This is a genomic window from Nocardioides sp. QY071 (assembly GCF_029961765.1).
Lineage (GTDB): Bacteria > Actinomycetota > Actinomycetes > Propionibacteriales > Nocardioidaceae > Nocardioides.
Genome location: NZ_CP124681.1, coordinates 1,545,665 through 1,571,795, shown reverse-complemented (window position 1 = coordinate 1,571,795; position 26,131 = coordinate 1,545,665). Strand labels below are relative to the sequence as shown.

Sequence of the window (26,131 nt, the reverse complement as noted above, 5' to 3'; positions counted from 1 at the left end):
GCGCGACCTCCTCAACCTCCGGATGCGGCAGGCGGCACCGGTACGGCGACGGGCTTGCTGCGCTCCGAGATGGAGCGCGGCCCGCGGCCGATGGCCACCATGCCGGACTGCACGAGCTCGCGGATCCCGAAGGGCTCCAGCACGCGCAGGAAGTCGGCGATCTTGCCGTCGTTCCCGACGATCTGCATGGTGATCGCGTCCGAGGCGACGTCGATGACCTTCGCCCGGAACAGCTGGACGACGTCGAGGACCTCACCGCGGGTCTCCGCCGTGGCGGCGACCTTGACGAGCACCAGCTCGCGGTTGACCGACGCGGTCGGGTCGAGCTCGACGATCTTGATGACCTCGACCAGCTTGTTGAGCTGCTTGGTGACCTGCTCGAGCGGCGAGGACTCGACGTTGACCACGATCGTCATCCGCGAGATCTCGTCGTGCTCGGTCGGGCCGACCGCGAGCGACTCGATGTTGAAGCCGCGGCGGCTGAACAGCGCGGAGATCCGTGCCAGCACGCCGGGCTTGTCCTCGACGAGGACGGACAGGGTGTGCTTGGCCATCAGAGATCGTCCTCGTCGAACTGGGGCGCGAGGTCGCGCGCGTACTTGATGTCGTCGTTGCTGGTGCCGGCGGCGACCATCGGCCACACCATGGCGTCACGGTGGACCCGGAAGTCGACGACCACGGGCACGTCGTTGATCTCCATCGCCTTCGCGATGGTCGCGTCGACGTCGTCGGGCGACTCGCAGGCCAGGCCCACGCAGCCGTAGGCGTCGGCCAGCTTCACGAAGTCGGGGATCCGCTTGGAGTGCAGGTCGGTGTTGGAGTAGCGCGAGTTGTAGAACAGCGTCTGCCACTGGCGCACCATGCCGAGCGACTCGTTGTTGATGACCGCGACCTTGATCGGGATGTTGTTGATCGCGCAGGTGGCGAGCTCCTGGTTGGTCATCTGGAAGCAGCCGTCGCCGTCGACCGACCACACGGTCTGGTCGGGCATCGCGACCTTCGCGCCCATCGCGGCCGGCACGGAGAAGCCCATGGTGCCGAGGCCGCCGGAGTTGATCCAGGTGTTGGGGCGCTCGTAGCCGACGAAGTGGGCGGCCCACATCTGGTGCTGGCCGACGCCCGCGGTGTAGATCGTGTCGGGGCCCGAGATGGCACCGAGCCGCTCGAGGACGTACTGCGGCGCGAGGCCGCCGTCAGCCGGGCGGTCGTAGCCGAGCGGGTACTTCTTCTTCACGCCGGCGCAGAACGCGACCCAGCCCTCGTAGTCGCCGGTGTTGCCGGCCTCCTGCTCGGTGCGCAGGGTGGTGATCAGGTCGACCAGGACCTCGCGGACGTCGCCCACGATCGGGACGTCGGCGTAGCGGTTCTTGCCGATCTCGGCCGGGTCGATGTCGGCGTGGATCACCTTGGCGCCGGGCGCGAACGAGTCGAGGTTGCCCGTGACCCGGTCGTCGAAGCGGGCGCCGAGGCTGATGATCAGGTCACTCTTCTGCAGCGCCGCGACGGCCGCCACGGTGCCGTGCATGCCGGGCATCCCGAGGTGCTGCGGGTGACTGTCGGGGAAGGCGCCGCGCGCCATCAGCGTGGTGACCACCGGGATCCCGGTGAGCTCGGCGAGGGCGAGCAGCTCCTTGGAGGCGCCGGAGCGGATGGTGCCGCCGCCGACGTACAGGACCGGCTTGCGGGCCTCGAGCATGAGGCGCGCGGCCTCGCGGATCTGCTTGGCGTGCGGGCGGGTCACCGGGCGGTAGCCGGGCAGGTTGAGCTCGGTCGGCCACTGGAAGGTGGTGCTGGACTGCAGCGCCGACTTGGTGACGTCGACCAGGACCGGGCCCGGGCGGCCGGTGGAAGCGATGTGGAAGGCCTCGGCGATCTTGGTCGGGATCTCCGCGGGGTCGGTCACCAGGAAGCTGTGCTTGGTGATCGGCATCGTGATGCCGCGGATGTCGGCCTCCTGGAAGGCGTCCGTGCCGATCAGCGAGGCGCCGACCTGGCCGGTGATCGCGACCATCGGCAGGGAGTCCATGTGGGCGTCGGCGAGCGGTGTGACCAGGTTGGTCGCACCGGGTCCGGACGTCGCCATACAGACGCCGACCCGGCCGGACGCGGCGGCGTACCCCTGCGCGGCGTGGCCCGCACCCTGCTCGTGGCGCACGAGGATGTGGCGGATGCTGCTGTCCATCAGCGGGTCGTAGGCCGGGAGGATCGCGCCGCCCGGAATGCCGAAGATGTCGGTGACACCGGCCGCCTCGAGGGACCGGACCAGGCTCTGCGCGCCGGTGATGCCGTCTGCCTTGGGATTGGCGCCCGAGCCCTGCTGCTCACTCATCCGAGTCGTTCCTTGTCTGCTGTGGTGGGCTGAACTGCTGGTCGTAACTCAACAAAAAACCCCTCGGTTGCTGGGCAACGAGGGGTGGACGCGCTGGCGATTGACTGACGGATTGTCCTGGTCAGGATCAGCCGGCGCGTCCGGTGCGTACGAGAAGCAGGTCATGCATGGAATCACCGTAGCCGCCGCACGTCGTGCCGTCGAACCAGTGTCCCACACGTCTCAGATGGCAAGACAGCAGTCTCAGGATTCGTCCGTCGCGCCGTCGAGCGAACGGAGCACGGCGAGGTCCCCCGGCAGGCCCTCGAGGGCGCGGCTGGCCCCCGCCTCGACCTGGGCGACCACGACCGCCGGCGCACCGGCCGACCACAGGTACCGGGCGAGCAGGAGGGCGTCGCGGTGGTCGCCGAGGCGGCCCTGGACGTCCTTGCCCGCGCGGGCGAGATCGGCGGCACCGACCGCCTCGGCGACGTGGCGCAGCCGGCGCGCGGCCTTGCGGACGTCGTGGGAGGCCTCCCCCACGGCCGCGCGGTCCAGCACCCGCTCCAGCTCGCGGCGCAGCACCCTCGCCCTCACCCGGTCGGCGCGACGCCGGGCACGGTCGGTCACCGGAACCTCCTCGCCCCACGTCGCGAGGAGGTGGTCCAGCGCCACCGCGTCCGGCGACCCGTGCCACGCGACGAGGACCGCGTGCGCACCGTCGTGCGCGGCGAGGAGCGGCTCCACCAGGGTCGGCTCGAGATCGGTCCGCCCGAGCGCCGCGAGGACCCGCCGGCAGTCCTCGGCCCGGACCTCCAGATCGCGTCCGGCCCCCAGCAGGGTGCCGTACGACGCCAGGTGGCCGCGCAGCTCCCGCGCCGGCCGCCTCTCGACGTACCGCTCGAACCCGGCCAGCACGTTGCGCAACCGGCGAACCGACGTGCGCAGCCGGTGGACGGCGTCGGGTGCGTCGGCCAACGCCGGCTCCCGCCCGTCACGGATGTCGGCGACCAGGTCGCAGATCACCGTCGAGAGCAGGTCGCCTGCCGAGGTGTCCGCCACGCCTCCCATTCTGGCGGACACCCCGTCCGGGGGTCAGGAGCGCCGCAGGCCCAGCTCAGCGCAGCGAGCCCAGCAGCAGCCGGATCCCGACCGGCATCGGCTTGCCCCAGTCGCCGTCGAGGGCGGTCACCGGGATGTTGTTGATGGCCAGCGCCGTGGTGTCGGCGTTCGGCCGGGTCTCTGTCGCCGGCGCACCCGCCGAGAGGAGGTAGGTGCCGCCCGTGGCCGGCACGTCGCCCCGCGTAGGTCAGGCCGAGGTCGCTGCTGCGGCCGACGTCGGCTTTGACCGCGCGGCCGAGGCGCTCGCCCGGACCGACGAACGGGAAGTTCACGTTGAGCACCAGGTCGTCGGCCAGCAGGTCGCGGCGCACCACGCCGCCCAGCAGCTCGACCGTGAACTCAGCCGCCTGCGTCGGCTCCCCTGTTGAGTTGTGGCTGCTCAGGGCAGCACCACCTCCCCCACGGGTCCGGGGTTGTAGGCGACTTCCCACCGGTAGCCGTCGGGGTCGGCGAAGTAGCCGGAGTAGCCGCCCCAGTCGCGCTCCCGGGCGGGGTGCACCTCGGGCGCGCCGGCCGCCCGCGCCGCCGCGAGCACCTCGTCGACACCCTCGGGCGTCGGCATGTTGTGGGAGATCGTGATCGGGGCGACGCCCGGCCCGCGCATGGTCGCCCCCACCTCGGCCTCGAAGTGGCTGCGCCCCCAGAAGGACAGGACGAGCAGCTGGCCCGCCTTGAACATGAGCACCTCGCCGGGCACGTCGAGCTCGGGCACCCAGCCCAGGCCGTCGCGGTAGAAGCGCCGGGTGGCGTCGAGGTCGTCGGCCGCGAGGGTGATGAAGCTGATCCGCTGGTCCATGCCTCCACCCAAGCACCGGCCCCCGACAGTGACCGCGGTCACCTCCACTCGTTGTGGAGAACATGCTCCCGCGTCGTACCACCACTCTGCGCGTCCTGCTCGGGTCCCTGGCCCTGGCGGTCCCGGTCCTCGCCGTCGCGGCGCCCGCGCCCACGCTGGCAGCGGACCAGCCCGCCTACGACGAGTACGTCGCGCTGGGCGACTCGTGGTCGGCCGATGTCGTCCTCCTCGACAAAGACGGGCTGCCGGACGCGACGTACGCGCCGATCGACTGCGCCCAGTCGCACCGCAACTACCCCAAGCTGGTGGCCCGGCAGCTCGACGTCACGACCTTCCGCGACGCGACCTGCGGCTCCGCGACGACCGACGACTTCACGCAGCCGCAGAAGCTGCCGCTCGGCGGCGTGAACCCACCCCAGTTCGACCGCCTCACGCCCACCACGGACCTGGTCACGGTCGGCATCGGCGGCAACGACGCAGGGATCGCGAGCGCGGCGATGTCGTGCATATCGCTGTCGCCGATCGGCCTCCCGGCACCCACGCTGCCCCTGCCCGGGGTGCTGCCCCTCGTCGACCTCTCGCAGCCGCCGCTGGGGGCCTGCAAGGAGCGGTTCACCGCCGGCGGGGTCGACCAGCTCGCGGCCGCGATCGAGGCGTCCGAGGACAAGGTGGTCGGCGCGCTCGAGGAGATCCACCGCCGCTCGCCCGAGGCCCGGGTGCTGCTGGTCAACTACCTCGACGCGATCCCGCAGCGCGGCTGCTGGCCGGTCGTGCCGATCACGAACCCGGACATGGCCTACCTGCACGACACCTTCGCCAAGCTCAACGCGATGCTCGTGCGGGCCGCCCGCCGCGGCGGCGCGGAGCTGGTCGACACGCACCCGCTCAGCACCGGGCACCACGTGTGCACCGGCCCGCTGACCCGGTACGTCGAGGGGCTCGGCGTGATCTCGCTCAACGGCCTCGCCGTCGCCGTACCCGCGCACCCGAACTCCGCCGGCGCGCGGGCCCAGGCGCAGTCCGTGCTGCAGGTGCTCGGACGCTAGAGGCCTGCCTAGCGCGCGACGGAGAGCGCAGTGCGCTGCCGGCCCGCGTCGTCGAAGTTCGCCGGGTCGAGCCACTGCTCGTGGGCCGCGCACACCGCAGGCCACTCGTCGTCGGTGACCGAGAACCAGTCGGTGTCGCGGTTGCGTCCCTGGGTGACCGTGTGGTTGCGGAAGCGGCCCTCCTCGACGAAGCCCAGGCGGAGTGCGGCCTTCCGCGACGGCTCGTTGAGGCTGTCGCACTTCCACTCGAAGCGCCGGTAGCCGAGGTCGAAGGCGTTGCGCATCAGCAGGTGGATCGCCTCGGTGGCGGCACGGGTGCGCTGCAGCGCGCGGCCGAAGAGGACGCCGGCGACCTCGACCTGGCCGTGGCCCGGCTCGATCCGCATGTACGACGCGATGCCGGCCGCCGTACCCGCGGCCTCGCCCTCCAGCGGGACGAGCGCGAAGGTCACCATGGCGGGGTCGTCGAGGTGGGCGGCGAGGTGCATCCACAGCTCGGGCAGGCTGCGCGGCCTCGGGATCGGCCGGTAGGTCCACAGATCGGCGTCGTCGTCGCCGCAGGTCGCCGCGAAGAGCTCGGCGTAGCGGGCCGAGCCCAGCGGTTCGACCGCGACATAGCGGCCGTGCAGCAGGACCGGCTCGGGCCACGGCCGCGGCTCCCAGCCCGGGACCGGGGCACCGAGCCCCTGGCCGTACGCGTTGGTCTCCATCGACACCCTCTCGCTCACTGGTAGGAAACGAAGCGGACCCGGGGGCGGATCCGGTGGACCGCCTTGGCGCCCATCAGGTTGAAGTCCTCGTCGTAGAACAGCTTGAAGCCCATTGCGAAGATGTCGGGCCGGGCGACGGTGCGGTAGGTGGCGAGCTTCTGGCCGCGGTTGCCGAACCCGTCGACGTGCTGGAGAAGCTGGAGTCCGTCGCGGGGCTTGACCCGGCCGATGTGGCGCACCATCGACGTGCGGAACTGGTGGACGACGAACAGCTTCTCGGGCAGGTCGTGCTCGACGACCAGCCTCGAGAGCCACGCGGTGGTGCGGTTGACCTCGCCGGCGCCGACACTGCCGATGACCCGGGCGGGACGCTGGCCGCGGCGGACCCGCCACTCGGGGTCGATGGCCAGGCTGACGTGGGGCTGCTCGAGCGCCCACTCCCAGCGCTTCGCGACCTCGAGGAAGTCGGTGCGGCCGGTCTGGAGGTCGAGCACGAGGAGGGCGCCGAGGTCGCGGGCCGCGTCGACGTACGCCCGGACGGCGGACCTGCGGATGTCGTGGCTGAAGTCGCGGTCCTTGCCGGGGTGGCCGTCGGCGACGCTGACGATCAGCTCGAACACAGGGCGCACCGGTCGGCCCGGGCGCGCGAACGGGGCGGCGGCGCGCTGCAGGCGGCGGAAGGCCTTCCTCGGCGAGGTCTCCCCCAGCACGCCGAGGGAGCCGGTGCCGGGCGTGCCGTAGTAGGCGACGAGCATCCCGCGGTCCGGCAGGACCCGCTCGCTCTGCCAGCGCGGGGTGCCGGTGGGCAGGGTCGGCGGTGCGGGAGCGACGGGCGCGGGGGTCTCGGGGGTTCCGGGTACGGCGATCGGCTCGGGCCGGCGTACGGCACCGCGGTCGGTGTGCCCGGGGTCGGTGAACGCGGCGAGCAGCAGGGCCAGGCCGAGGATGACGACCGCGGCGATGCGGTGCGGGCCGGTCACCAGCGCGAGCGCAGGGTCGCGTCGGTCGCGGAGGTCTCCGGGTCGGCGGCGTCGCGGACGAAGACGGCGGTGATGGTGCCGCCGCGCTCGTCGTGGGCCTCGTGCAGCGCCCGCCAGGCGGCGAGGTTGGGGTGCCCGACCTCGGTGCAGGCACTGGCCGGCGCGAGGGTGGTGATCGCCTCGTCCAGCTGCTGGCGGCTGACCTCGAGGGTCGCGGTGGCGCCGTCGTGCTTGAGCACGGTCGCCAGGATCACCGCCGGCAGACCGTGCTGGGCGCCCGGCGCGTTGACGTGGCCGATCTCGCCGTCGTGGGCGAGCGCCCAGGAGTACGGCGCGGTCCAGCCGTCGATCTGGCTGGCGAGCCGCTCCCGGATCCGGCCGAGGCCGGCGAGCGTCGACCACTCGTCGAGCGGGTCGAAGTCGAAGGCGGGCAGCCCGTCGATGCTGGTGCGGTTCTTGCGGCGCCGGTAGTCGGCCGAGCCGTCGATCCCCTTGCGCTCGAAGTAGGGCGCCAGCAGGTCGCGCTCCCCGGCGTACTCCATCAGCGGGACCGTCCAGCCGCACGAGTCGGAGATCCGCTCGATGTCGACCACGACCACGGCCCGCGCACCGGGCAGGTCGGCGAACCGGGCCGCGAGCCCGGCGTACTCCTCGTCGTAGACCGTGACGACCCGGCCGCGGCCGTGGAAGCGCACGATGTTGGGGGCGCCCTCGAAGGCGCAGAACATCACCGTGATCCGGCCGTTCTCACGCAGGTGCGCGATCGTCTCGCTGCCGCTGCCGGTGCCGTCGAGCCAGGCGAAGGTGGTCTCGTCGACCATGCCGAAGGTGCCCGGGATGCCGCGCGGCGACAGGTTCAGGTGGCCGTCGCCAGCGAGCGGCGCGGTGGCGACGAAGAACACCTGCTGCGCGTCGACGAATTCCCGGAGCCGACCCTCGACCCTGGCGTGGACCTTGCCCAATGCTCAGCCCGCGATCATTCGGGGACGCGGCGGTACGCGCCGTCGGAGGCCGCGGTCGCCATCGACGCGTAGGCCCGCAGCGCGGCAGAGACCGGGCGCTGGCGGTCGAGGGGCGTGTACGGCTTGTCGCGCTTCTCCTGCAGCACCCGGCGCTCGGCGAGCGTGTGCTCGTCGACGTCGAGGTGGATGCTGCGGTTGGGGATGTCGATCGAGATCGGGTCACCGTCCTCGATCAGCGCGATCAGGCCGCCGCCGGCCGCCTCGGGCGAGATGTGCCCGATGGACAGGCCGCTGGTGCCGCCGGAGAACCGGCCGTCGGTGATGAGGGCGCACTTCTGACCCAGGCCGCGGCCCTTGAGGAAGGCCGTCGGGTAGAGCATCTCCTGCATGCCGGGGCCGCCCTTGGGCCCCTCGTAGCGGATGACCACGACATGGCCTTCCTCCACCTTCTTCCCGAGGATGCCCTCCACCGCGGCGTCCTGGGACTCGAAGACGATCGCGGTGCCGTGGAAGGTCAGCGACTCCTCGGGGACGCCGGCCGACTTCACGACGCAGCCGTCGACCGCGATGTTGCCGGTGAGGATCGCCAGGCCACCGTCGGCGGTGTAGGCGTGGTCGAAGTCGCGGATGCAGCCCTCGGCCGCATCGGTGTCGAGGGTGCCCCATCGGTTCTCGGTCGAGAACGGCTCCGTCGTCCGGACGCCGCCGGGGGCGGCCTGGAACAGCTCCAGCGCCTCGGGCGAGGGGCTCGCGCCGCGGATGTCCCACGCGCCGAGCCACTCGTCGAGGTTCGGGGAGTGGACCGAGTGGACGCCTTCCTTGAGCGCGCCGCCGCGGCGCAGCTCGCCGAGGAGCGCGGGGATGCCGCCGGCGCGGTGGACATCCTCCATGTGGAACTTCGGGGAGTTCGGCGCGACCTTGCTGAGGCACGGGACGCGACGCGAGATCGCGTCGATGTCGTGGACGTCGAAGTCGAGCTCGGCCTCGCGGGCCGCAGCCAGCAGGTGGAGCACGGTGTTGGTCGAACCGCCCATCGCGACGTCGAGGGCCACGGCGTTCTCGAACGCATCGCGGCTGGCGATGTTGCGCGGCAGGACCGACTCGTCGTCGTCCTCGTAGTAGCGGCGGCACAGGTCCATGACGACCCGCCCGGCCTCCTCGAACAGCGCGCGGCGCTTGGCGTGGGTGGCCAACGTCGAGCCGTTGCCCGGCAGGGACAGGCCGATCGCCTCGGTCAGACAGTTCATCGAGTTGGCGGTGAACATGCCCGAGCACGAGCCGCAGGTCGGGCAGGCCGAGCGCTCGATGGTGTCGAGCTGGTCGTCGGAGACGGCCTCGTTGGCCGAGGCCACCATCGCGTCGACCAGGTCGAGCTTGCTGTGGACGATGCCCTCGATGGCCGTGGTCTTGCCGGCCTCCATCGGGCCGCCGGACACGAACACGACCGGGATGTTGAGCCGCAGCGCGGCCAGCAGCATGCCGGGGGTGATCTTGTCGCAGTTGGAGATGCACACGATCGCGTCGGCGCAGTGGGCCTGGACCATGTACTCGACCGCGTCGGCGATCAGCTCGCGGCTGGGCAGGGAGTAGAGCATGCCGCCGTGGCCCATCGCGATGCCGTCGTCGACCGCGATCGTGTTGAACTCCTTCGCGACGCCGCCGGCCGCTACGACCGACTCCGCGACGATCTTGCCGAGGTCACGCAGGTGGACGTGACCGGGGACGAACTCGGTGAACGAGTTCGCGATGGCGATGATCGGCTTGCCGAAGTCCGAGTCCGTCATGCCGGTGGCGCGCCAGAGGGCGCGCGCGCCGGCCATGTTGCGGCCCGAGGTGGACGTCGCGGAACGAAGGGTGGGCATGCGCCAAGGCTACGCCTGTGGGCCAGCCGCCAGTTTCACCGGTCGACCGGTGAAACTGGCGGGGGTTGGACGACGAAACTGGCGCTTGGACGAGGAAGTTTCCTCGTCCAAGCGCCAGTTTCACCGGTCGACCGGTGAAACTCATTTCTCCTCGGCCGCTGCCTTCAGCGAGGCCAGCCCCCGCCGGAAGTCCTTGGCGATCGCCTTGTCGAAGAACAGCTTGCCCATCACCGCGAACGCGAGGTTGCGCTGGCCGCTCATCGTCCAGGCCACCCGGGTGTCCGTGCCGGCAGGTGTGAGGTCGAAGGTGACGACGTTCTGGGCCTTGAACGGCTTGAGGAACTCGAGGTCGACGACCACCTGGGTCGGGGTGATCGAGGTGAAGGTCATCCGGCCCTCGCCTGCCTGCTTGTTGCCGGACCAGGCGTACGTCGCCCCCACGCCGGCGCCGTCGTACGTCCGCTTGAGGTCGGGGTCGAGGCCCTCCCACGGGGACCACTTGATCCACTCGTGGAAGTCATCGACGAGGGCGTGGACGGTCGCGGCCGGGGCAGCGACCATCGTCTCGTGGGTCTGCGAGAAGGCAGGCATGGCGCGAGCCTAGGAGACCCCGGCCTTGACCGACATGACGTCGGGCAGGTCGGCCGCGACCTGGCGCCAGGCCTCGCCGTCGTCGGCCGAGGCCCAGACCGAGCCGTTGCGGGCGCCGAAGTAGAGGCCGGCGGGGTCGTGGGAGTCGGCGCAGAGGGCGTCGCGCATGACGCCGACGTAGAAGGCGTCCGGCAGACCGGTGCCGTACGGCGTCCAGGACTCCCCCGCGTCGTCGGAGCGCCACACGCGCGCCTTGGCGTCGGGCGGGTAGCGGCGGTCGCCGCCGCCGAGCGGGAACACCCAGATCGTGTCGGGGCGATGCGGGTGGACGACGATCGGGAAACCGAAGTCGCTGGGCAGGTCGTCGCCGATCGAGGTCCAGGAGCCGCCCTCGTCGTCGGAGCGGTAGACGCCGCCGTGGTTCTGGGCGTAGAGCCGCTCGGGGCGCGAGGGATGGCGGGTGACCTTGTGGACGCACTGCCCGAACTCGGGATAGCGCTGGTCCTCGGGGAGGAAGTCGGCGCGGATGCCCTTGTTGCGCGGCTCCCACGAGGCGCCGCCGTCGGTGGTGCGGTAGACGCCACCGGTGGAGATGGCGACCGTCATGGACGCCGGGTCGCTGGGGTGCGGAAGGACGGTGTGGAAGGCCTGGCCGCCGAAGCCCGCACCCCACTGCTCGCGGTGCGGGTGGTTCCACAGCCCCTCCTCGAGCGCGAAGCTGGCACCGCCGTCGCGCGAGGTGAACACCGCACCGGGCTCGGTGCCGGCGTGCAGGACGCCGTCGCCGACGCCGGGGACGACCTGCCAGATCCGCTCGACCGTCGCGCCGGCCCCCTCGGGGAACCGGATCGCGCCGTTGGGGGTCTCCTGCCAGGTCTCGCCGAGGTCGTCGGACCAGCGCAGCTGGGGGCCCAGCCAGCTCGAGGACGCGCCGGCGAAGAGCCTCGGGGTGGACATGCGGGTGTCGACCAGGCAGGAGTAGACCTCCTCCATGTCGTGGTGGGGACCGGTGAAGTCCCACTCGACCCGGTCCTCCGACCGGCCGACCCAGAGCCCCTTGCGGGTGCCCACCATCAGGATCGTCGTCATCGCTCCTCCTCGTGGCTGTTCGCTGACCGCTCCTCCCCACTGTGACCCCGACCACCGACAGAAGTCATCGCTGCCGGCGGTCATTTCCTTGAGTCCGTACCCGCCACGGATGTAGCGCCCGGCGCCCGGCGGCGACCCTGGAGCCATGACGACGCTGCTGGCCACCCTGGTCCTCGTGCCCGACCGCAGCGACGAGGTGCTGACCCGGCTGCGCAACGAGGTGGCGCCGTGGCTGCGGCGGCTGCCGGGGTTCGTGACCAGTCGCTGGCTGCTGGCCGCCGACCACGACCGGTGCACGGTCGTGGTGGAGCTGGCCGACGCGGGCGCCGTACCCGATCTCGAGGCGGCGCTCGAGCCCGGCACCCACGGCACCGCGCGGTCGTGGTGGTGCGAACGGCTGGAGGCGGTCGAGGACCTCGGCCTGGCCACCCGGCCGAGCATCACGCTGTAGGCGCCTCCAGGTGCGCCGCCAGCTCACTGCGATCGGCGCAGCCGGTGCGCTGCAGCAGCCGGGCGACGTGGGTCTCCACGGTCCGCACCGAGAGGTAGAGCCGGTCGGCGATCTGCTTGTTCTGCAGACCCTCGGCCACCAGCCCCAGCACGTCGTGCTCGCGCGCGGTCACGCCGAGGCGCTGCAGGTGGGTCGGGACCCGCTGGGCGCCCGCCGCCTTCCTCGGTACGGCGAACCCGGCCTCCCGCATCGCGACCCGGCATCCGGATGCGGCCTCGGTGAGGCCGTAGCCGACCAGCCCGTCGAGGCAGTGCCGGAACCACGGCTCGGGCGTGCCCCAGCCGTCGCGGGCCGCCGCGGTCGCGACCAGCAGCCGGGCGTGCAGCTCGGGCCACGGCTCGCGGCCGGGCAGGCCCCACTCCGCGTCGGCGAAGACCCGCTCGGCCTCGGCGCTCGCACCGGCACGACCGAGGGCGATCGCGTCGGCGTACCTCAGCGCGAAGGCGTTGTGGGGGCTGTTGGCCTGCGGGCCGGTGCGCACCTCCTCGCGCGCGGCCGCACCACCGTCGTCGCCGACGGCCGTCTCCAGCAGCGCCCAGAACCCGCGCAGGGAGAAGGGCATGCTCGGCGTGCGGCGGTGGTACTCCATCGCCGTCGCCAGCTGGGCCCGCGCCTCGTCGTACCGACCGTGTCCGAGGGCGACGAACGACCGGATGTGCCCGGGGATCCCGACCAGTCTCAGCGCCTCGTCCATCGGCATCGTGCCGGCCGTCGCGACGTCGGCCTCCATCGCGTCGGTGCGGCCGGCGAGACCGTGGGTCGCCGCGCGCAGGAGGTACGCCGTCGGCAGCTCGGGCAGCCGGAGCCGGTCCATCATCGTGATCGCGTTGTCGACGGCGGCCATCGCGTCGTCGAGGTCGAGATAGCGGATCCGCACCAGGTTGAGGTCGATCTCGATCCGCGCGGCCACCGCGATGGCGCCGACGTCGAGCGCGACCCGGCGGGCGGCCATCAGACGGTCCTCCGTCGGGCGGCGGGCGGCCAGGTCGAGGCCGCCGAGGGCGGCGAGCAGCCGGCAGCGCCACAGCGGCAGGTCCTCGGCCTCGGCGAGCCGGTAGCCGGCCTCGAAGGCCTCCTCGCCGGCGACGTGGTCGCGCGCCCGGGTCGCCCGGCCGAGCACCTCCCACGCCTCGCACGCGATCTCCGGTCGGTCCTCCCCCACCGCGGCCAGCGCGGCGGAGGCCCGCTCGGCGGCCGCGAGATCGTCCTCCCGGCCGAGCGCGAGCCGGGCCGCGAGGACGTGCGCCTGCACCGGGTCGTGCCCCGCGGCGGCGTCCAGCATCGCCTCGGCCTCGTCCCACCGGCCGCCGGCGAGCAGCGCCCGCGCCAACCGGAGTCGTACGGCGGCCAGCCGGCCGGGATCGTCGGCGAGCTCCTCGGTCAGCCGCTCCCCGGCCTCCAGTGCACGGGGTACGTCGCCCGCGAGCGCGTGCACCTCGACCTCGGCCTCCCGCGCCCGGCTCTCGAGCTCGCTGCCCGGCGTGCAGCGCTCCAGGGCGCGGCCGATCGCCTCGCGCGCGCTGACCAGGGCGCCGCGGTCGATCGCGTCCCGCGCGGTCGCCAGCCACAGCTCGACGGCGCGGGCGTCGTCGCCGGCGGCCTCGAACAGCTCGGCGAGCTGGTGGTGGTCGTCGGCCGAGTCGGTCGAGCGGCCGGCCAGCGCGGCGGCGAGCACGCCGGCGAGGCGGGCTCGCTCGGGAGCGAGCAGCCCGGCGGGCACGGCCTCGCGAGTGAGCGCGTGCCGGAACACGAACCGGTCGGGCGGCACGGCCACCACGAGCCGCTGGTCGCGCAGCTCGCGCAGGGCGCCGGCGACGTCGGTGTCCGAGAGCCCGAGGGCCTCGGCGACCAGCCTCCAGTCGAACTCGGGGCCGAGCATCGCGGCGGCCGTCGCGACCTCGCGGGCCGCCGGCCCGACCTCGGCGAGCCGGCCCTCGACCGAGCGCGCGAACGGCCGCGGGACCAGCACCGGAAGCGGTCCCTCGAGGAGCCCGGCGTCACTCAGGTCGGCGAGCATCTCCTCGACGAAGAGCGGGTATCCGGCGCTGTACTTCTGCAGCCACGCCACGACCTCGCCGGACGGCTCGGCGTCCAGGCAGGCCCGCGCCATCGCGGCGATGTCGTCGTCGGCCATCGGGAGCAGGTCGACCGTCTCGGCGGAGCGCCGCCGCTCCAGCGCGCTGACCAGCTCGTTGGCGACCGGCGACTCGTGCAGCCGGCTGGTGGCCAGCACCAGGAGCGGCACCTCACCGGTGTTGTCGCCGAGGTACTCCACGAGCGCCAGAGTCTCGGGGTCCGCCCAGTGCAGGTCCTCGATGACGAGCACCATGCCCGGCGCCGCGACCGTCCGGGCCAGCCGCAGCAGCCCCTCGCCGAGCAGCATCACCGAGGAGACGCCGTCCGGCGCGACCGGGCCGAGCTGGGGCGCGAGCCGCGCGAGCGTGGGCAGGTACGGCGCCAGCAGCCGGTCGTCCGGGACCTCATGGGTGCGCAGCCAGCCGAGCAGGGCCTCGCTGAGCGGGCGGAGCGGGGTCGGCGTACCCGAGGGGACGGCGCGACCGGACAGCACCTCGAGCCCTCGGTCGGCGGCCTCCGCCGCCACCGCGGTCGCGAGGCGGGACTTCCCGATCCCGGGGTCGCCGCGCAGCACCCAGAGCCCGCCCCGGCCCTCCCCGAGCGCCTCCAGGGCACCGCGCAGGCGCGCGCGCTCGAGGGTCCGCGAGACGAGCACCGGGGAGCGCACGTCGGCATCGTAGGCGGCGCCGCCGCTCGTGAGCCTGCGAACGCGTGCAACACGGCGGCGGGTTGAGGAGCGATCGGCTCGGCCCGAGCCTGCGAGGGGCGGGCGACGCGTCTCGAAACCTCTCGCCAGGTCTTGGCTCCGTGTTGGCTCCGTGGTGCGGGGCGTTGGTTGCGTGGTGCGCGCGGATGTGGCGGAACCGCCGCCGGGACGAACGTAGGTGTCACCGGGCCGCACCGGATCTCCGCTGAAGGAAGTTCTCGGAAATCTGCAAGGTCCTGCCGGCGGGCTGCTCCTACTCCCGTCGAACACCCCCCTCCGCGAAAGGCAGCACCATGCGTACCCAGCTTCTCGGACTCACCACCGCAGCACTCGCCGTCGGCACCCTGACCCTCGGTCTCGCCACCCCGGCCGACGCCGACGCGTGGAAGACCTCGACGAAGGTCCCCTTCCCCAACGGGGCGATGACCGACGTCGACGTGGTGTCGACCGGCGACGGCGACGCCGTCGCGGCCGCCATCATCGACGGCGCGGTCCACGCCTACACGGCCACCGACGGCGTCTGGTCCGGGCACGCCGTCGTCCGCAGCGACGTCGACGCGACGAAGCTCGTGCTGGCCAGCAACGGCCAGGGCGCCGCTGCCGTCGGCTGGGTCGAGAACGTCGGCGGCGTCGATCGCCTGCGGGTCAGCCGACAGGTCGGTCCGGCGAGCTGGACCGGGCTGAACCTGATGACGCCCTCCGGCACCGAAGTCGTCGGGCAGCCGCAGCTCGGGGTCGCCGGCGACGGCCTGGTCATTGCGGCCGCCACGGTCGACGGCGAGAACATCGACAACAAGCTGCTCGTGACGGAGTGGCCGCAAGGTGCCGGCCCGGGAGCGCCGAAGACGCTCTCCGAGAGCGATGCCTGGAACCCTGCCCTGGACGTGAACTCCAAGGGTGAGGCGCTGATCGCCTACAACTACACCGGCCTGATCAACGACGTGATGACGGTGAGCCGCCGTACGCCCGGTCAGGGCTGGAACCTCGGCGACAGCACCTCCAACTCCGGCAACATCGCCTCGGCTGCCGACGTCGCGATCAGCGAGAACGGCAAGGGCCAGGTCATCTACTCGGTGGTGTCCAACGCCTACTACCGGGCCGAGACCAGCCCGGTCCTCGCCGACGGTACGGCGCTGCCCGGTCACCTCGTCTCCCTCGACGAGGACTTCGCATCGGAGCCGAGCGTCGACATCGACGACGAGGGGAAGGCACTGTTCGCCTACGTCGTGACGAAGGACGGCACGAAGTCGATCCGCTACGCCAGCGCGGCTGACGGCGCCTACCCGGGCACCCCGGCGACGCTCACCGGAACCCTCCCTGACGCCCAGCGGCCGATCGCCCTCGCCGGCGAGGGCGGTCTGCGCGCCATCCAGCACAGCGGCAACAGCCGAGTGGTGACGCACTACCGCACGTCCCAGGTCCAGCCGTTCGCACCGGTCAGCACCGAGCAGGGCTACCTGCCGGACACCGCCGCCGACGTCGACGCCGGAGGCAACCTGGTCACGATCGGCCTCAAGCCGCTCGAGGGCGCGTTCGCCCGCTTCCTCGACGCCGGCAGTCCGGCGGTCACGCTCAGCCAGCCCGGTGCCGCCACCACGATGTCCACGTCGATCCCGTTGGCGTGGTCGGTCACCGACTCCCTCTCCGGCCTGCAGCCCGGGACCGACATCTACGCGACCACGGCCGCCTGGAACCAGGCGCAGCACGGCGCTCCGGCGGTCGTGATCGACAACGCCCCGGGCACCTCGGCCGCCTTCCCGGCCGTTCTCGGCACCAGCTACTGCTTCCAGGCCCGGGCCACCGACACCTCCGGGAACGCGACGACCACGCCGAAGCGCTGCACCACGGTCCCGCTCGACGACACCGCCCTGAGCGGCAAGAAGTGGAAGCGGATCGCCAAGGCCGGCGCGTTCAACAACACCGCCACCGTGACCAAGAAGAAGGGCCGCACGCTCACCCTCTCCGGCGTCCAGGCCCGCCACCTCTCGCTCCTGCTCACCAAGGCGAAGAAGGGCGGCAAGGTCAAGGTCCTCTGGAACGGCCACCTGGTCAAGAAGGTCAGCCTCAAGGGCACCGGCCAGGTCACCGTCCCGGTCCTCGACCTCGGCAGCGTCCAGACCGGCACCCTCAAGATCAAGGTCGTCAGCAAGAACGGCCGCAAGGTCACCGTCGACGGCATCGTCGTCGCCAAGTAGCTCCACCTTCCGCCCCCGAGGGGCGACGAACCGCCGGCCCGTGGGGGGCCGGCGGTTCGTGTCATCTCCGGCGACGACAGTCCCGCCCGAGAACTCGCCGGAAAACCTGCAAGGTCTCGCCCGCCGCCTGCTCCTACTCCCAACGCACCACGAACCGGGCCCGCCCGCCACTCACAGGAGAAGACCATGAACACCACGAAGAGCACCTCGATCCGCACGCGGATCCTCGGCCTGACGACCGCGGCCATCGCCGTCGGCACCCTCGGCCTCACCGGAAGCCCCGCCCAGGCAGTGGGCGGCATCGACAGCGGCAACATCAGCAACTTCGGCGACGTTCCGAGCTCGGTCGACGTCGTGGCCTTCGGCTCCGGTGACGCGCTCGCCGCGTGGACCCGGCCGGTCGTCGGCGGCACCAAGGTGTACGCCGCCGTCGCCAACGACGGTGTCTGGGGCCCGCCGAAGCAGGTGACGGCCGCACCGGTCACCGACGCCCACGACGCCCACGCCGTCGCCAACGACAACGGCGACCTCGCCGTCGTGTGGAACCAGACGACCGGCGGCGAGCAGAAGGTGCGCGCGTCGCGCTACCTCCCCAATGGCACCTGGGACGGCTCCACGCTGCTCAGCGCGAGCACCGACATCACGACGATCGACTCCATCGACGCCGGGATGGACGCGACCGGACGCGTGCACGCCGCCTTCGACACCGAGCACAGCGGCGCGGACCGGATCCAGACCTCGGTGTGGGCCAAGGGCGGCACCCCTGTCGTCGACAACTTCGGCTACCACACCTTCGACCCGTCGCTCGACGTGAACCCGGCGGGTGACGTCCTGCTGTCGTACTACGACAACGAGAGCGGCGAGGACACGATCATGGTCACCCGGCGCAACGCAGCGGTGGGCTGGCTCGGCCCGAAGCCGATCGTCTGGCTCGGCGACACCCAGAACGAGACCGAGGCGGAGCTGGCCGACGACGGGAGCGGAGCCGTGATGTTCGGCGGCATCGAGGCCGCCAAGACCCGGGCCCTGGTGGTCCGGGTCAGCCCCAACGGCACGCTCGGCAACGTCGAGCTGGTCTCCCCGACCGGCGTCGGCACGTCGTACCGCGACCTGGCGGTCAGCCCGAACGGCACCCTGCAGGCCACCTGGACCGCCTTCGAGAACGGGAACACCTACGTGATCCGCGCCGCCGTGGCCAAGCCCGGCCAGGGCTTCGGCACCGCCGCCATCGCCGAGCCCAAGACGATCACCAGCCAGGCACACGTGAGCCTGGTCTCCGACGGTGCCGACCAGGTCGTCGTCCACAACGACGCCGACCAGCTCACGGTGCGCCACCACACCAACCCGGTGCTCCCGTGGGGCCAGTACGACGCCGGCGCCGCCAACGGCTCGTTCGCCGCCGACATGGACCGCGAGGGCAACGCTGTCGCCGTCGGAATCGTCTCGAACGGCTTCAACTCCTACGTCCAGGCCGACTTCCTCGACATCGCCGGCCCCATCGCCACGATCACCGCCCCCGGCGGACCGGTCAGCGCGCCGGGCTTCGACGTCGCCTGGAACGTCACCGACTCCCTCTCGGGTGTCAAGAGCACCGACGTCATGGTCCGCTCCGCGGCCTGGAACACCGGCTTCGGAGCCCAGCAGGTGATCGCCAACAACGTCACCACCACCTCCCAGCCCTTCGCCGGCGCCTTCGGCAGCACCTACTGCTTCCAGGCCCAGGGCACCGACAAGGCGGGCAACCTCGGCTTCCGCTCCACCGAGCGCTGCACCACCGTCCCGCTCGACGACACCGCCCTGAGCGGCAAGAAGTGGAAGCGCATCGCCAAGGCCGGCGCTTTCAACAACACCGCCACCGTCACCAAGAAGAAGAACCGCAAGCTGACGCTCGCCGGCGTCCAGGCCCGTCACGTCGACCTGATCGTCGCGAAGGCCAAGAAGGGCGGCAAGGTCAAGGTCTACTGGAACGGCACCGTCGTCAAGACCATCAACCTCAAGGGCAAGGCCGGCCAGGTCACCGTCCCGGTCCTCGACCTCGGCAGCGTCCAGACCGGCACTCTCAAGATCAAGGTCGTCAGCAAGGACGGCCGCAAGGTCACCGTCGACGGCATCGTCGCCGCCAAGTAGTCCAGGTAGTCCAGACAGTCCAGGCAGTCCACCACGCCCCGAGGGGGCGACGAACCGCCGGCCCGTGGGGGGCCGGCGGTTCGTCGCTTTCCACCGAGACGTCCTACCTTCTGCGGGTGACCACACCCCGCCACGGCCCGCCCCTCGGGGTGGCGATCGGGCTGGTCCTGCTCGGGATCGGCTCGGTCCAGCTCGGTGCCGGCTTCGCGAAGCTGCTCTTCGACGACATCGCTCCCAACGGCGTGGTGTGGCTGCGGCTGGCGACCAGCTCGCTGGTGCTGATGCTGTGGGCGCGGCCCCGGCTGCGTGGTCGCAGCCGCGAGGACTGGCTGGTCGCGGCGCGGTACGGCGCCTGCCTCGGCGCGATGAACTGGGGCATCTACCAGTCGTTCTCGCGGATCCCGATCGGCGTCGCGGTCACCATCGAGTTCATCGGCCCGCTGGTCCTCGCGGCGGTCGGCTTCCGGCGTCCCCGCGATCTGGGCTGGGTGGTCCTGGCCGGACTCGGGGTGCTGCTGCTGGGCTTCGAGCGCGGGCACCTCGACCCCCTCGGCATCCTGTACGCCGTCCTCGCCGGGGCGGCGTGGTCCGGCTACATCCTCTCCAGTGCGGCCACCGGCCGGCGGTGGGAGGGCATCGACGGGCTGGCGCTCGCCAGCCTGGTCGCCGTGGCCCTGCTGACCCCGCTGCTGCTGACCGTGGACACCGCCGACCTGGCCGACCAGCGGGTGCTGCTGCTCGGCGCCGCCGTCGGCCTGCTCAGCTCGGTGGTGCCCTACAGCGCCGAGCTGGCGGCGCTGCGGACCCTGCCCGCGGCGACGTTCGGGGTGCTGATGAGCCTCGAGCCGGCGGCCGCGGCCCTGGCCGGCCTGGCCGTCGTCGGCGAGTCGTTGGCACCCGTCCAGTGGGCGGCGATCGGCTGTGTGGTGGTCGCCAGCGTGGGCGCCACGCGGGCGACCCGGGCTGAGGTTCACCCAGATGTCACTCCGACGTGACCTGGGGCGCCCACGCCGGTCGTAGTGTCGGTACTCCGCCCTCCCCCATCCGGAGCTGACACCCCCATGTCACTGCCTGAGTCCGTGTCCCGTCTCGCCCACACCTGGTCCGTCGCACTCCAGCAGCGGGCCCGCCGCAACGCCATGATCGCGCTCACCGCGTGCACCCAGCGCCGCGCCGAGCGCGAGGACGTCGAGGCCTTCCTCGCCGCCCGAGCAGACGCCCGTCGTACCCCTGTGATCGAGGGCACCGTCTCGCTGCACGCCTGACGTTCACTCCCCACGGCCCGGGGTCCGGCAGAATCGACGCCATGTCGACCTCCGCTCCCCGGCCCGGACAGCGCGTCCGGTCCGCGTCGATCGCCTTCCGCGACATCCTGTCCGACGACGGGACCCATGTCCGTGCCTGGACGAACGACCCCGACGGCGAGATCGACGGGCCCACCGTCGTGCTCTGCAACGGACTGGGCACGAACCCGTACCTGTGGCCGTGGCTGCTCGAGCCCGACTGCGGCGTACGCGTGGTGTCGTGGAACCACCGCGGCGTCGGCGGCTCGGAGCGCCCGGCCGACCCGAAGCACGTCGAGATCGAGCACTTCGTGCAGGACGGCCTGTCCGTCATGGACCACTTCGGCATCGACAGCGCGGTCCTGATGGGCTGGTCGATGGGCGTCAACACCGCCTTCGAGATGACCTACCGCCATCCCGAGCGGGTGCGCGGCATCTTCGCGATGTGCGGCGTCCCGGGCGACACCTTCGCCACCATGCTCGGCCCGCTGCACCTGCCGCGGCTGGTCGCCCGCGCGGTCACCGTCAACGCCTGCCGCGTGGCGCAGTACGCCGGCCGGGCGGTCAACCCGCTGGTCCGGCACCTCCCGATCAACGCGAGCACGGTCCGGCTGCTCGGCCGGACCGGGTTCATGTTCCCGGTCGCCGACCCCGAGGCGGCCGCGATCGGCCTGCAGGAGTTCGCAACGACCCCGGTCGACTGGTACGCCCACCTGGCGATCAGCACCTCGAAGCACCCGCGGGTGCGGCTGAGCCAGATCACCGTGCCGACCATGTTCGTCTCGGCGACCTGGGACATCCTGGCCGGCGCCCGCGACATGGCCAGCGCCTCCCGACGACTCAGCGAGACCGGCAAGGACAGCACCTACGTCGAGCTGCGCGGCTCCCACTTCGTCCAGCTCGAGCAGCCCGAGCGGGTCCACGGCCTGCTGCTGGAGTTCCTGGAGCAGCTGTCGTGAGGCGCCGCTCCCGCGCCGCGGCCGGGCTCGCCGTACTCGCCCTCGTCGCGGCCGGCTGCGGCCAGGGCGGCAACGTGAGCGAGGTCGAGGTGATGGGCACCGCGACCGCAGCCCCCACCGGCTCGGTCATCGACGGCAAGGTCATCTTCACGATCGACGGCGTCCCGGACGTCGTCGCCACCGTCGCCAGCGGGCTGGCGACGCCGTGGGGCATCGACTTCCTGCCCGACGGCCGCGCCGTGGTCACCGAGCGCGACAGCGGCCGGGTCCTGGTCATCACCCCACCACAGGTCGGCGGCAACGGCGCGACCACGAAGGAGGAGGGCAAGGTCGTCGAGGTCGGCACCATCCCCGAGACGGCGCCCGGCGGCGAGGCCGGCCTGCTCGGCGTGGCCGTCTCCCCCGCCTTCGCCTCCGACGGGCTCGTCTACTTCTACGTCTGCACCGACGACGACAACCGGGTCGTGCGCGCGAAGCTGACCGGTGACCGGCTGGGTGCGGTCGAGCCGGTCCTGACCGGTATCCCCAACGGGCGCATCCACGACGGCGGCCGGATCGCGTTCGGCCCCGACGGCTACCTGTACGTCGCCACCGGCGAGACCGGCGACGACCAGCTCGCCCGCGACAAGGCGTCGTACGCCGGCAAGATCCTGCGGATCAGCGCCGACGGCGTGCCCGCTCCCGGCAACCCGTTCGGCGACGCGGTGTGGTCGTGGGGTCACCGCAACGTCCAGGGCCTCGCCTGGGACGACAAGGGCCTGCTGTGGGCCTCCGAGTTCGGCCAGGACAAGGCCGACGAGCTCAACCGGATCGTGCCCGGCGAGGACTACGGCTGGCCGGTCGTCGAAGGCACCGGCGGACCCGCGAAGTACACCCAGCCGCTGCTGACCTGGTCCCCCGACGAGGCCTCCCCCTCCGGGCTCGCCTATGCCGGCGGCTACCTGTGGATGGCCGCGCTGAACGGTGAGCGGCTGTGGCGGATCAAGGTCGCCGACGGCCAGGTGAGCGACCCGGCGGCGTACTTCGCCGGGGAGAAGGGCGCGCCCGGCGAGTACGGCCGACTGCGGACCGTGGCCCGGGCCCCCGACGGGCGGCTGTGGCTGAGCACGAGCAACAAGGACGGCCGCGGCACCCCCGGCGACCAGGACGACCGGATCCTGCTCATCGAGCCCTGAGCCCCTCCCCCAAACCGTTCGATCGAACGGTTCGAGCGGCTTGTTGTAGCACCAGATCCCCCGAACCGTTCGATCGAACGGTTCGGGGGGCTACGGAGCCTCGATGCGCGCCTTGCGGGCCGCGCGCCGCAGGGTGACCAGCACGGCCGGCCCGAGCAGCACGATCGCGAGAGCGTTGGTGACCGCGCGACCGGTGTCCCAGCCGCCGGTCGAGGTCAGCAGTGTGTAGACCACGAAGTGGTGCAGGTTCTCGAGCACGCCCGCGCCCGGGACGTAGGAGATCTCGGTCGAGTCCTGGCCCGGCACCTGGATGCCGGCCATGAACGGCCAGCCCTGCAGGTTCATCAGCAGGCCGTACAGATAGGCCGAGACGATGCCGTACGCCGCCAGCAGGGCGATCTCGGCGCGCCCGCGGACCCGGCGCGGGAGCAGTCCGGCCCCCATCCCGACCCACGCTGCGGCGAGCATCTGGAACGGCAGCCACGGGCCGACGCCGGCGGTCATCAGGGCCGAGGCGAACAGCGAGGTGCAACCGAGCACGAACCCGAACCCGGCGCCGAACACCCGGCCGCCGAGGATCAGCAGGAAGAACACCAGCTCCAGGCCCGCCGTACCGGCACTGACCAGGCGGAGCACGGCGTTGACCGCACTGAGGACACCGAGGACCGCGAGCACCCGGGCGTCCATGCCCCCCTCGCTCATCTCGGCGAGGACGACGCCGAGGATCACGGGCAGCAGGAGCAGGAAGAGGAACGGCGGGTCGACCCGCTCCGTGTCGGCCGGTACGTCGAGCAGCAGCGGCCAGGCCAGCATGAGCAGCCCGATCACCGAGGTGATCGCCAGCACCACGCCGGAGCGCAGCTGCAGGGGTACGGCGGCCGCGTGGGTCTCGCTCACCGGGCGACCTCGCTCGCCAGGCTCGCCGCGACGTCGTCGACCCGCAGCCAGCCGGCGCCGAGCACCTTGGTGACCTGGGGCGCGAAGGCGGGCGACTCCGAGACGGTCGGGACCACGGGTCCCGCCGAGACGACCTCGCCCTCGGCGAGGACCACGAGGTCGTCGGCGACCTGCGCGACGAACTCGACGTCGTGGGTGGCGACCAGCACCGCACGCGTGGCGCCGGGCTCGGCGGCGAGCTCGCGGAGCAGGACGGCGAGAGCACGCTTGGCCGGGTAGTCCAGCCCGCGGGTCGGCTCGTCGAGCAGCAGCACCGGCGGCCGAGAGGTCAGCACGATCGCCACCGCCAGCGCGAGCCGCTGGCCCTCGGAGAGGTCGCGGGGGTGCCGGTCGGGGTCGATGGCGGGCGCGAGCCGGTCGAGGAGGGCGCGGCAGGTGCCGGGCTCCGCGCGGGCGGACCGGTCTGCCGCAGCGCACTCCTCGGCGACGGTCTCGAGGTAGAGCAGGTCGGCGGGGCTCTGCGGCACCAGTCCGGTCGTCGCCCGGCGCATCTCCGGCCTGAGCGTGGCGGGGTCGACGCCGCCGACCCGGACCGTGCCCGACGCCGCGCCGTGGCGGCCCTGGAGCGCCCAGAGCAGGGTCGACTTCCCGGCGCCGTTGCGGCCCATGAGGGCGGTGACGGTCCCGGGCCGCAGGGTCAGGTCGACCTCGCGCAGGACCGGGGTCCGGCCGTGGGCGAGCACCAGGCGTCGTACGTCGACGACGGGCTCGCCGCTGCCGGGCCGCTCGCGGTGCGGCGCCTCGCCCAGTCGCTCCTTCAGCGCGGGAGCGCGGCGACGGGCGTCGCGCACGGTGAGTGGGAGCGGCTGCCAGCCCGCGAGCCGGCCGAGCTCGACCAGCGGCGGCGCGATCGGGGCGTCCCGGAGCACGTCCGAGGGCTCGCCGACCTCGACGCGTCCCCCGCGGTGGAGCAGGCAGAGCCGGTCGGCGAAGGGCACGACACGCTCCAGGCGGTGCTCGGCGACCAGCACCGAGACGCCGAGGTCGTGGACCAGGCGGGTCAGCGTGGCGAGCACGTCCTCGGCCGCGGTCGGGTCCAGCGCCGAGGTGGGCTCGTCGAGCACCAGCAGCCGCGGGTGGGTCGTGAGCACGGCACCGATCGCGACGCGCTGCTGCTGGCCGCCGGACAGGGTGCGCAGGTCGCGGTGGCGCAGGTCGGCGATGCCGAGCAGGTCGAGGGTCTCCTCGACCCGGCGGCGCATCGTCGGCGCGGGCAGCCCCAGCTGCTCCATCCCGAACGCCAGCTCCTCCTCCACCGTGTCGGTGACGAACCAGGCGGCGGGGTTCTGGCCGACGTACCCGATCGCGTGCGCGCGCTCGCGGGCCGGCTGCTCGGCGATGCTGGCACCGTCGAGGAGGACGTCGCCGGTGAGCGTGCCGCCGGTGTACGACGGCACCAGGCCGGCCACGACGCCCAGCAGCGTCGACTTGCCCACCCCGGTCGGACCGGCCAGGACGACCAGCTCGCCGTCGGCGATGGTGAGGTCGATCCCGTCGAGCACGGTGGTCGCGGCCGTCGGCTCCGGGTCGTCGTAGGTCAGGGTGATCCTGCGCAGCTCGAGCATCAGACGAGCGCCTCCTCACGGCGCTGGGCCGTGACCGGCAGTGGCGCCACCCAGACCGGCAGGACCGCGACCAGAGCGGCGACCAGGGCGAGCAGCGAGATGCCGGGACGGACCAGGACGCCGGGGTGCGCGACCTGGGTCTCCCAGCGCTGCAGCGCCCACATGCCCGCACCTGCGGCGATCCCGGCCCCGGCCACGAGGAGCTCGGGGAGCCGCCAGCGGTCGGGGCGGTAGCGGGTGCGCTGCACGCGCCGGCCGGCCAGCACGAAGCCGCCGAGGGCGAGCAGCATCCCGAGCACCAGCATCGGTAGTGCCAGCACCCGGGGCGCGGTGCTGTCGAGGAGCGCGTAGACGCCCACGCAGACGCCGATCAGGCCGGTGATGATGAGCGCGCCGGTGCTGCGCCGCTGCTGGGCGGTGAGCTCGCCGGTGCGGCCGTAGCCGCGCGCGTCCATCCCGGCCGCGAGCGCGAGCGAACGGTCGAAGGCGTCCTCCAGGATCGGGACCAGCAGCCGTCGTACGCCGCGGATCCGGCGGAACCGCCCTTCCGGTCCCCCACGCAGCTGCTGCGCCGCCCGCACCCGGCGCGCGCTGTCGGCCAGCTGCGGGACGACGCTGATCGCGACCGTCATCGCCGTACCGATCTCGTAGAGGGCCGGCGGTAGCGACTTCATCAGCCGCTTCGGGTTCGCCAGCGCGTTGGCGGCGCCGACCGCGATGAGCAGGGTCGCCAGGCGCAGTCCCTCGTAGGTCGCCGCGAGCAGCTCCTCGCGGGTGAACGGCCCGAGCAGCGAGATGCCCGCCGCCCAGTCCGGCAACGGGATGCTCGGCAACGTGAACAGGACGTGGCCCGGCACGTCACCGCCGAGCAGCACCCGGAACAGGATCCGCACCGCGACCACGATCACCCCGAGCCAGACGTAGAGCCGGAACGAGCGCGCCCACGGCTGGTCGGAGCGGCAGCTGAGGACGACCAGCGTGATCACGCCGAGCAGGACGAGCAGCAGCCACGGGTTGGTCGTGCAGGAGGCGGCCACGGCGAGCCCCACCGCCCAGACCCACCACGCGACGGGGTGGAGATCCCGCGCCAGCCGCCCTGCACCCATGACCG

At 72.5% G+C, this 26,131-nt stretch carries 23 protein-coding genes and 1 pseudogene; 9 read left to right on the top strand and 15 right to left on the bottom strand.

Annotation, left to right across the window (positions count from 1 at the left end; genetic code table 11):
- Nucleotides 1-11 precede the first annotated feature (11 nt).
- The 4 genes and pseudogenes from ilvN to QI633_RS07470 all read right to left on the bottom strand — a co-directional run bounded on the left by ilvN (nt 12) and on the right by QI633_RS07470 (nt 3,602).
- Nucleotides 12-554 (bottom strand): acetolactate synthase small subunit, encoded by a 543-nt coding sequence (gene ilvN / locus QI633_RS07485; protein ID WP_141799711.1) that lies wholly within the window; start codon nt 552-554, stop codon nt 12-14.
- Nucleotides 554-2,344: pseudogene (locus QI633_RS07480) on the bottom strand (acetolactate synthase large subunit); the annotation flags it as partial. The pseudogene QI633_RS07480 and the gene ilvN, both read right to left, overlap by 1 nt.
- A gap of 228 nt (nt 2,345-2,572) precedes the next feature.
- Complete coding sequence (locus tag QI633_RS07475; RefSeq protein WP_160158298.1) at nt 2,573-3,370, bottom strand: CHAD domain-containing protein; 798 nt, start codon at nt 3,368-3,370, stop codon at nt 2,573-2,575.
- 55 nt (nt 3,371-3,425) lie between these two features.
- The gene (locus QI633_RS07470) at nt 3,426-3,602 is read right to left on the bottom strand and encodes a hypothetical protein (RefSeq protein ID WP_282428572.1); all 177 of its coding nucleotides are present in this window, start codon (nt 3,600-3,602) and stop codon (nt 3,426-3,428) included.
- Between QI633_RS07470 and QI633_RS07465 the strand changes: the two genes are divergently transcribed.
- A complete protein-coding gene (locus QI633_RS07465; RefSeq protein ID WP_282428571.1) occupies nt 3,592-3,798 on the top strand; it encodes a hypothetical protein in 207 nt (68 codons plus the stop codon). The genes QI633_RS07470 and QI633_RS07465 overlap by 11 nt on opposite strands.
- Before the next feature lie 11 nt (nt 3,799-3,809).
- Here the strand turns inward: QI633_RS07465 and QI633_RS07460 are convergent, their stop codons facing one another.
- Entirely contained in the window at nt 3,810-4,226 is a 417-nt protein-coding gene (locus QI633_RS07460) for a VOC family protein (protein ID WP_282428570.1), read from the bottom strand.
- Between the two features lie 62 nt (nt 4,227-4,288).
- On the opposite strand from QI633_RS07460, the gene QI633_RS07455 reads away from it, so the two are divergent.
- A complete protein-coding gene (locus QI633_RS07455) occupies nt 4,289-5,272 on the top strand; it encodes an SGNH/GDSL hydrolase family protein (RefSeq protein WP_282428569.1) in 984 nt (327 codons plus the stop codon).
- A gap of 8 nt (nt 5,273-5,280) precedes the next feature.
- Here the strand turns inward: QI633_RS07455 and QI633_RS07450 are convergent, their stop codons facing one another.
- The 6 genes from QI633_RS07450 to QI633_RS07425 form a co-directional block, all read right to left on the bottom strand.
- Complete coding sequence (locus QI633_RS07450) at nt 5,281-5,982, bottom strand: GNAT family protein (RefSeq protein WP_282428568.1); 702 nt, start codon at nt 5,980-5,982, stop codon at nt 5,281-5,283.
- A gap of 14 nt (nt 5,983-5,996) precedes the next feature.
- Entirely contained in the window at nt 5,997-6,962 is a 966-nt protein-coding gene (locus tag QI633_RS07445) for a hypothetical protein (protein ID WP_282428567.1), read from the bottom strand.
- A complete protein-coding gene (locus tag QI633_RS07440; RefSeq protein ID WP_282428566.1) occupies nt 6,959-7,924 on the bottom strand; it encodes a pyridoxamine 5'-phosphate oxidase family protein in 966 nt (321 codons plus the stop codon). The genes QI633_RS07445 and QI633_RS07440 overlap by 4 nt, the downstream gene beginning before the upstream one ends.
- A 14-nt stretch (nt 7,925-7,938) precedes the next feature.
- A complete protein-coding gene (gene ilvD, locus QI633_RS07435) occupies nt 7,939-9,786 on the bottom strand; it encodes a dihydroxy-acid dehydratase (RefSeq protein ID WP_141799719.1) in 1,848 nt (615 codons plus the stop codon).
- A gap of 141 nt (nt 9,787-9,927) precedes the next feature.
- Nucleotides 9,928-10,377: an SRPBCC family protein gene (locus QI633_RS07430; RefSeq protein WP_282428565.1), complete on the bottom strand. Its 450-nt coding sequence runs from the start codon at nt 10,375-10,377 to the stop codon at nt 9,928-9,930.
- Nucleotides 10,378-10,386: 9 nt separating this feature from the next.
- On the bottom strand, nt 10,387-11,466 hold the full coding sequence (locus tag QI633_RS07425) for an exo-alpha-sialidase (RefSeq protein ID WP_282428564.1): 1,080 nt from the start codon (nt 11,464-11,466) through the stop codon (nt 10,387-10,389).
- Between the two features lie 145 nt (nt 11,467-11,611).
- Between QI633_RS07425 and QI633_RS07420 the strand changes: the two genes are divergently transcribed.
- Nucleotides 11,612-11,917 (top strand): hypothetical protein, encoded by a 306-nt coding sequence (locus tag QI633_RS07420; RefSeq protein ID WP_141799722.1) that lies wholly within the window; start codon nt 11,612-11,614, stop codon nt 11,915-11,917.
- On the opposite strand, the gene QI633_RS07415 is transcribed toward QI633_RS07420, so the two are convergent.
- Nucleotides 11,907-14,720, bottom strand: a complete 2,814-nt coding sequence (locus tag QI633_RS07415) for a LuxR family transcriptional regulator (RefSeq protein ID WP_282428563.1) — start codon at nt 14,718-14,720, stop codon at nt 11,907-11,909. The genes QI633_RS07420 and QI633_RS07415 overlap by 11 nt on opposite strands.
- Nucleotides 14,721-15,052: 332 nt before the next feature.
- Between QI633_RS07415 and QI633_RS07410 the strand changes: the two genes are divergently transcribed.
- The 6 genes from QI633_RS07410 (at nt 15,053) to QI633_RS07385 (ending at nt 22,498) form a co-directional block, all read left to right on the top strand.
- Nucleotides 15,053-16,954 carry a hypothetical protein gene (locus QI633_RS07410; protein ID WP_282428562.1) on the top strand — a complete coding sequence of 634 codons (1,902 nt, stop codon included), beginning with the start codon at nt 15,053-15,055 and terminating at the stop codon, nt 16,952-16,954.
- A 186-nt stretch (nt 16,955-17,140) separates the two neighbouring features.
- Nucleotides 17,141-19,081, top strand: a complete 1,941-nt coding sequence (locus QI633_RS07405) for a hypothetical protein (protein ID WP_282428561.1) — start codon at nt 17,141-17,143, stop codon at nt 19,079-19,081.
- A 116-nt stretch (nt 19,082-19,197) separates the two neighbouring features.
- Nucleotides 19,198-20,076, top strand: coding sequence for an EamA family transporter (locus QI633_RS07400; protein WP_260806096.1), 879 nt, complete (start codon nt 19,198-19,200; stop codon nt 20,074-20,076).
- Nucleotides 20,077-20,160: 84 nt separating this feature from the next.
- Nucleotides 20,161-20,346 (top strand): hypothetical protein, encoded by a 186-nt coding sequence (locus QI633_RS07395; protein ID WP_141799726.1) that lies wholly within the window; start codon nt 20,161-20,163, stop codon nt 20,344-20,346.
- 41 nt (nt 20,347-20,387) lie between these two features.
- Nucleotides 20,388-21,323: an alpha/beta hydrolase gene (locus QI633_RS07390; protein WP_141799727.1), complete on the top strand. Its 936-nt coding sequence runs from the start codon at nt 20,388-20,390 to the stop codon at nt 21,321-21,323.
- On the top strand, nt 21,320-22,498 hold the full coding sequence (locus QI633_RS07385) for a PQQ-dependent sugar dehydrogenase (RefSeq protein ID WP_282428560.1): 1,179 nt from the start codon (nt 21,320-21,322) through the stop codon (nt 22,496-22,498). Before QI633_RS07390 ends, QI633_RS07385 begins: the two co-directional genes overlap by 4 nt.
- A gap of 90 nt (nt 22,499-22,588) precedes the next feature.
- On the opposite strand, the gene QI633_RS07380 is transcribed toward QI633_RS07385, so the two are convergent.
- The 3 genes from QI633_RS07380 to QI633_RS07370 all read right to left on the bottom strand — a co-directional run bounded on the left by QI633_RS07380 (nt 22,589) and on the right by QI633_RS07370 (nt 26,126).
- Nucleotides 22,589-23,311: an ECF transporter S component gene (locus QI633_RS07380; protein ID WP_282429289.1), complete on the bottom strand. Its 723-nt coding sequence runs from the start codon at nt 23,309-23,311 to the stop codon at nt 22,589-22,591.
- A gap of 80 nt (nt 23,312-23,391) precedes the next feature.
- Nucleotides 23,392-25,020, bottom strand: coding sequence for an ABC transporter ATP-binding protein (locus tag QI633_RS07375; protein WP_282428559.1), 1,629 nt, complete (start codon nt 25,018-25,020; stop codon nt 23,392-23,394).
- Nucleotides 25,020-26,126 (bottom strand): energy-coupling factor transporter transmembrane component T, encoded by a 1,107-nt coding sequence (locus QI633_RS07370; protein WP_282428558.1) that lies wholly within the window; start codon nt 26,124-26,126, stop codon nt 25,020-25,022. The genes QI633_RS07375 and QI633_RS07370 overlap by 1 nt, the downstream gene beginning before the upstream one ends.
- Between the last annotated feature and the right edge of the window lie 5 nt (nt 26,127-26,131).

Bases quoted from the DNA above. Each gene is read 5' to 3' on its own strand.
- ilvN (WP_141799711.1), bottom strand. From the start codon at position 554: ATGGCCAAGCACACCCTGTCCGTCCTCGTCGAGGACAAGCCCGGCGTG.
- QI633_RS07460 (WP_282428570.1), bottom strand. From the start codon at position 4,226: ATGGACCAGCGGATCAGCTTCATCACCCTCGCGGCCGACGACCTCGAC.
- QI633_RS07455 (WP_282428569.1), top strand. From the start codon at position 4,289: ATGCTCCCGCGTCGTACCACCACTCTGCGCGTCCTGCTCGGGTCCCTG.
- QI633_RS07450 (WP_282428568.1), bottom strand. From the start codon at position 5,982: ATGGAGACCAACGCGTACGGCCAGGGGCTCGGTGCCCCGGTCCCGGGC.
- ilvD (WP_141799719.1), bottom strand. From the start codon at position 9,786: ATGCCCACCCTTCGTTCCGCGACGTCCACCTCGGGCCGCAACATGGCC.
- QI633_RS07430 (WP_282428565.1), bottom strand. From the start codon at position 10,377: ATGCCTGCCTTCTCGCAGACCCACGAGACGATGGTCGCTGCCCCGGCC.
- QI633_RS07425 (WP_282428564.1), bottom strand. From the start codon at position 11,466: ATGACGACGATCCTGATGGTGGGCACCCGCAAGGGGCTCTGGGTCGGC.
- QI633_RS07420 (WP_141799722.1), top strand. From the start codon at position 11,612: ATGACGACGCTGCTGGCCACCCTGGTCCTCGTGCCCGACCGCAGCGAC.
- QI633_RS07410 (WP_282428562.1), top strand. From the start codon at position 15,053: ATGCGTACCCAGCTTCTCGGACTCACCACCGCAGCACTCGCCGTCGGC.
- QI633_RS07405 (WP_282428561.1), top strand. From the start codon at position 17,141: ATGAACACCACGAAGAGCACCTCGATCCGCACGCGGATCCTCGGCCTG.
- QI633_RS07390 (WP_141799727.1), top strand. From the start codon at position 20,388: ATGTCGACCTCCGCTCCCCGGCCCGGACAGCGCGTCCGGTCCGCGTCG.
- QI633_RS07380 (WP_282429289.1), bottom strand. From the start codon at position 23,311: ATGCTGGCCTGGCCGCTGCTGCTCGACGTACCGGCCGACACGGAGCGG.
- QI633_RS07375 (WP_282428559.1), bottom strand. From the start codon at position 25,020: ATGCTCGAGCTGCGCAGGATCACCCTGACCTACGACGACCCGGAGCCG.
- QI633_RS07370 (WP_282428558.1), bottom strand. From the start codon at position 26,126: ATGGGTGCAGGGCGGCTGGCGCGGGATCTCCACCCCGTCGCGTGGTGG.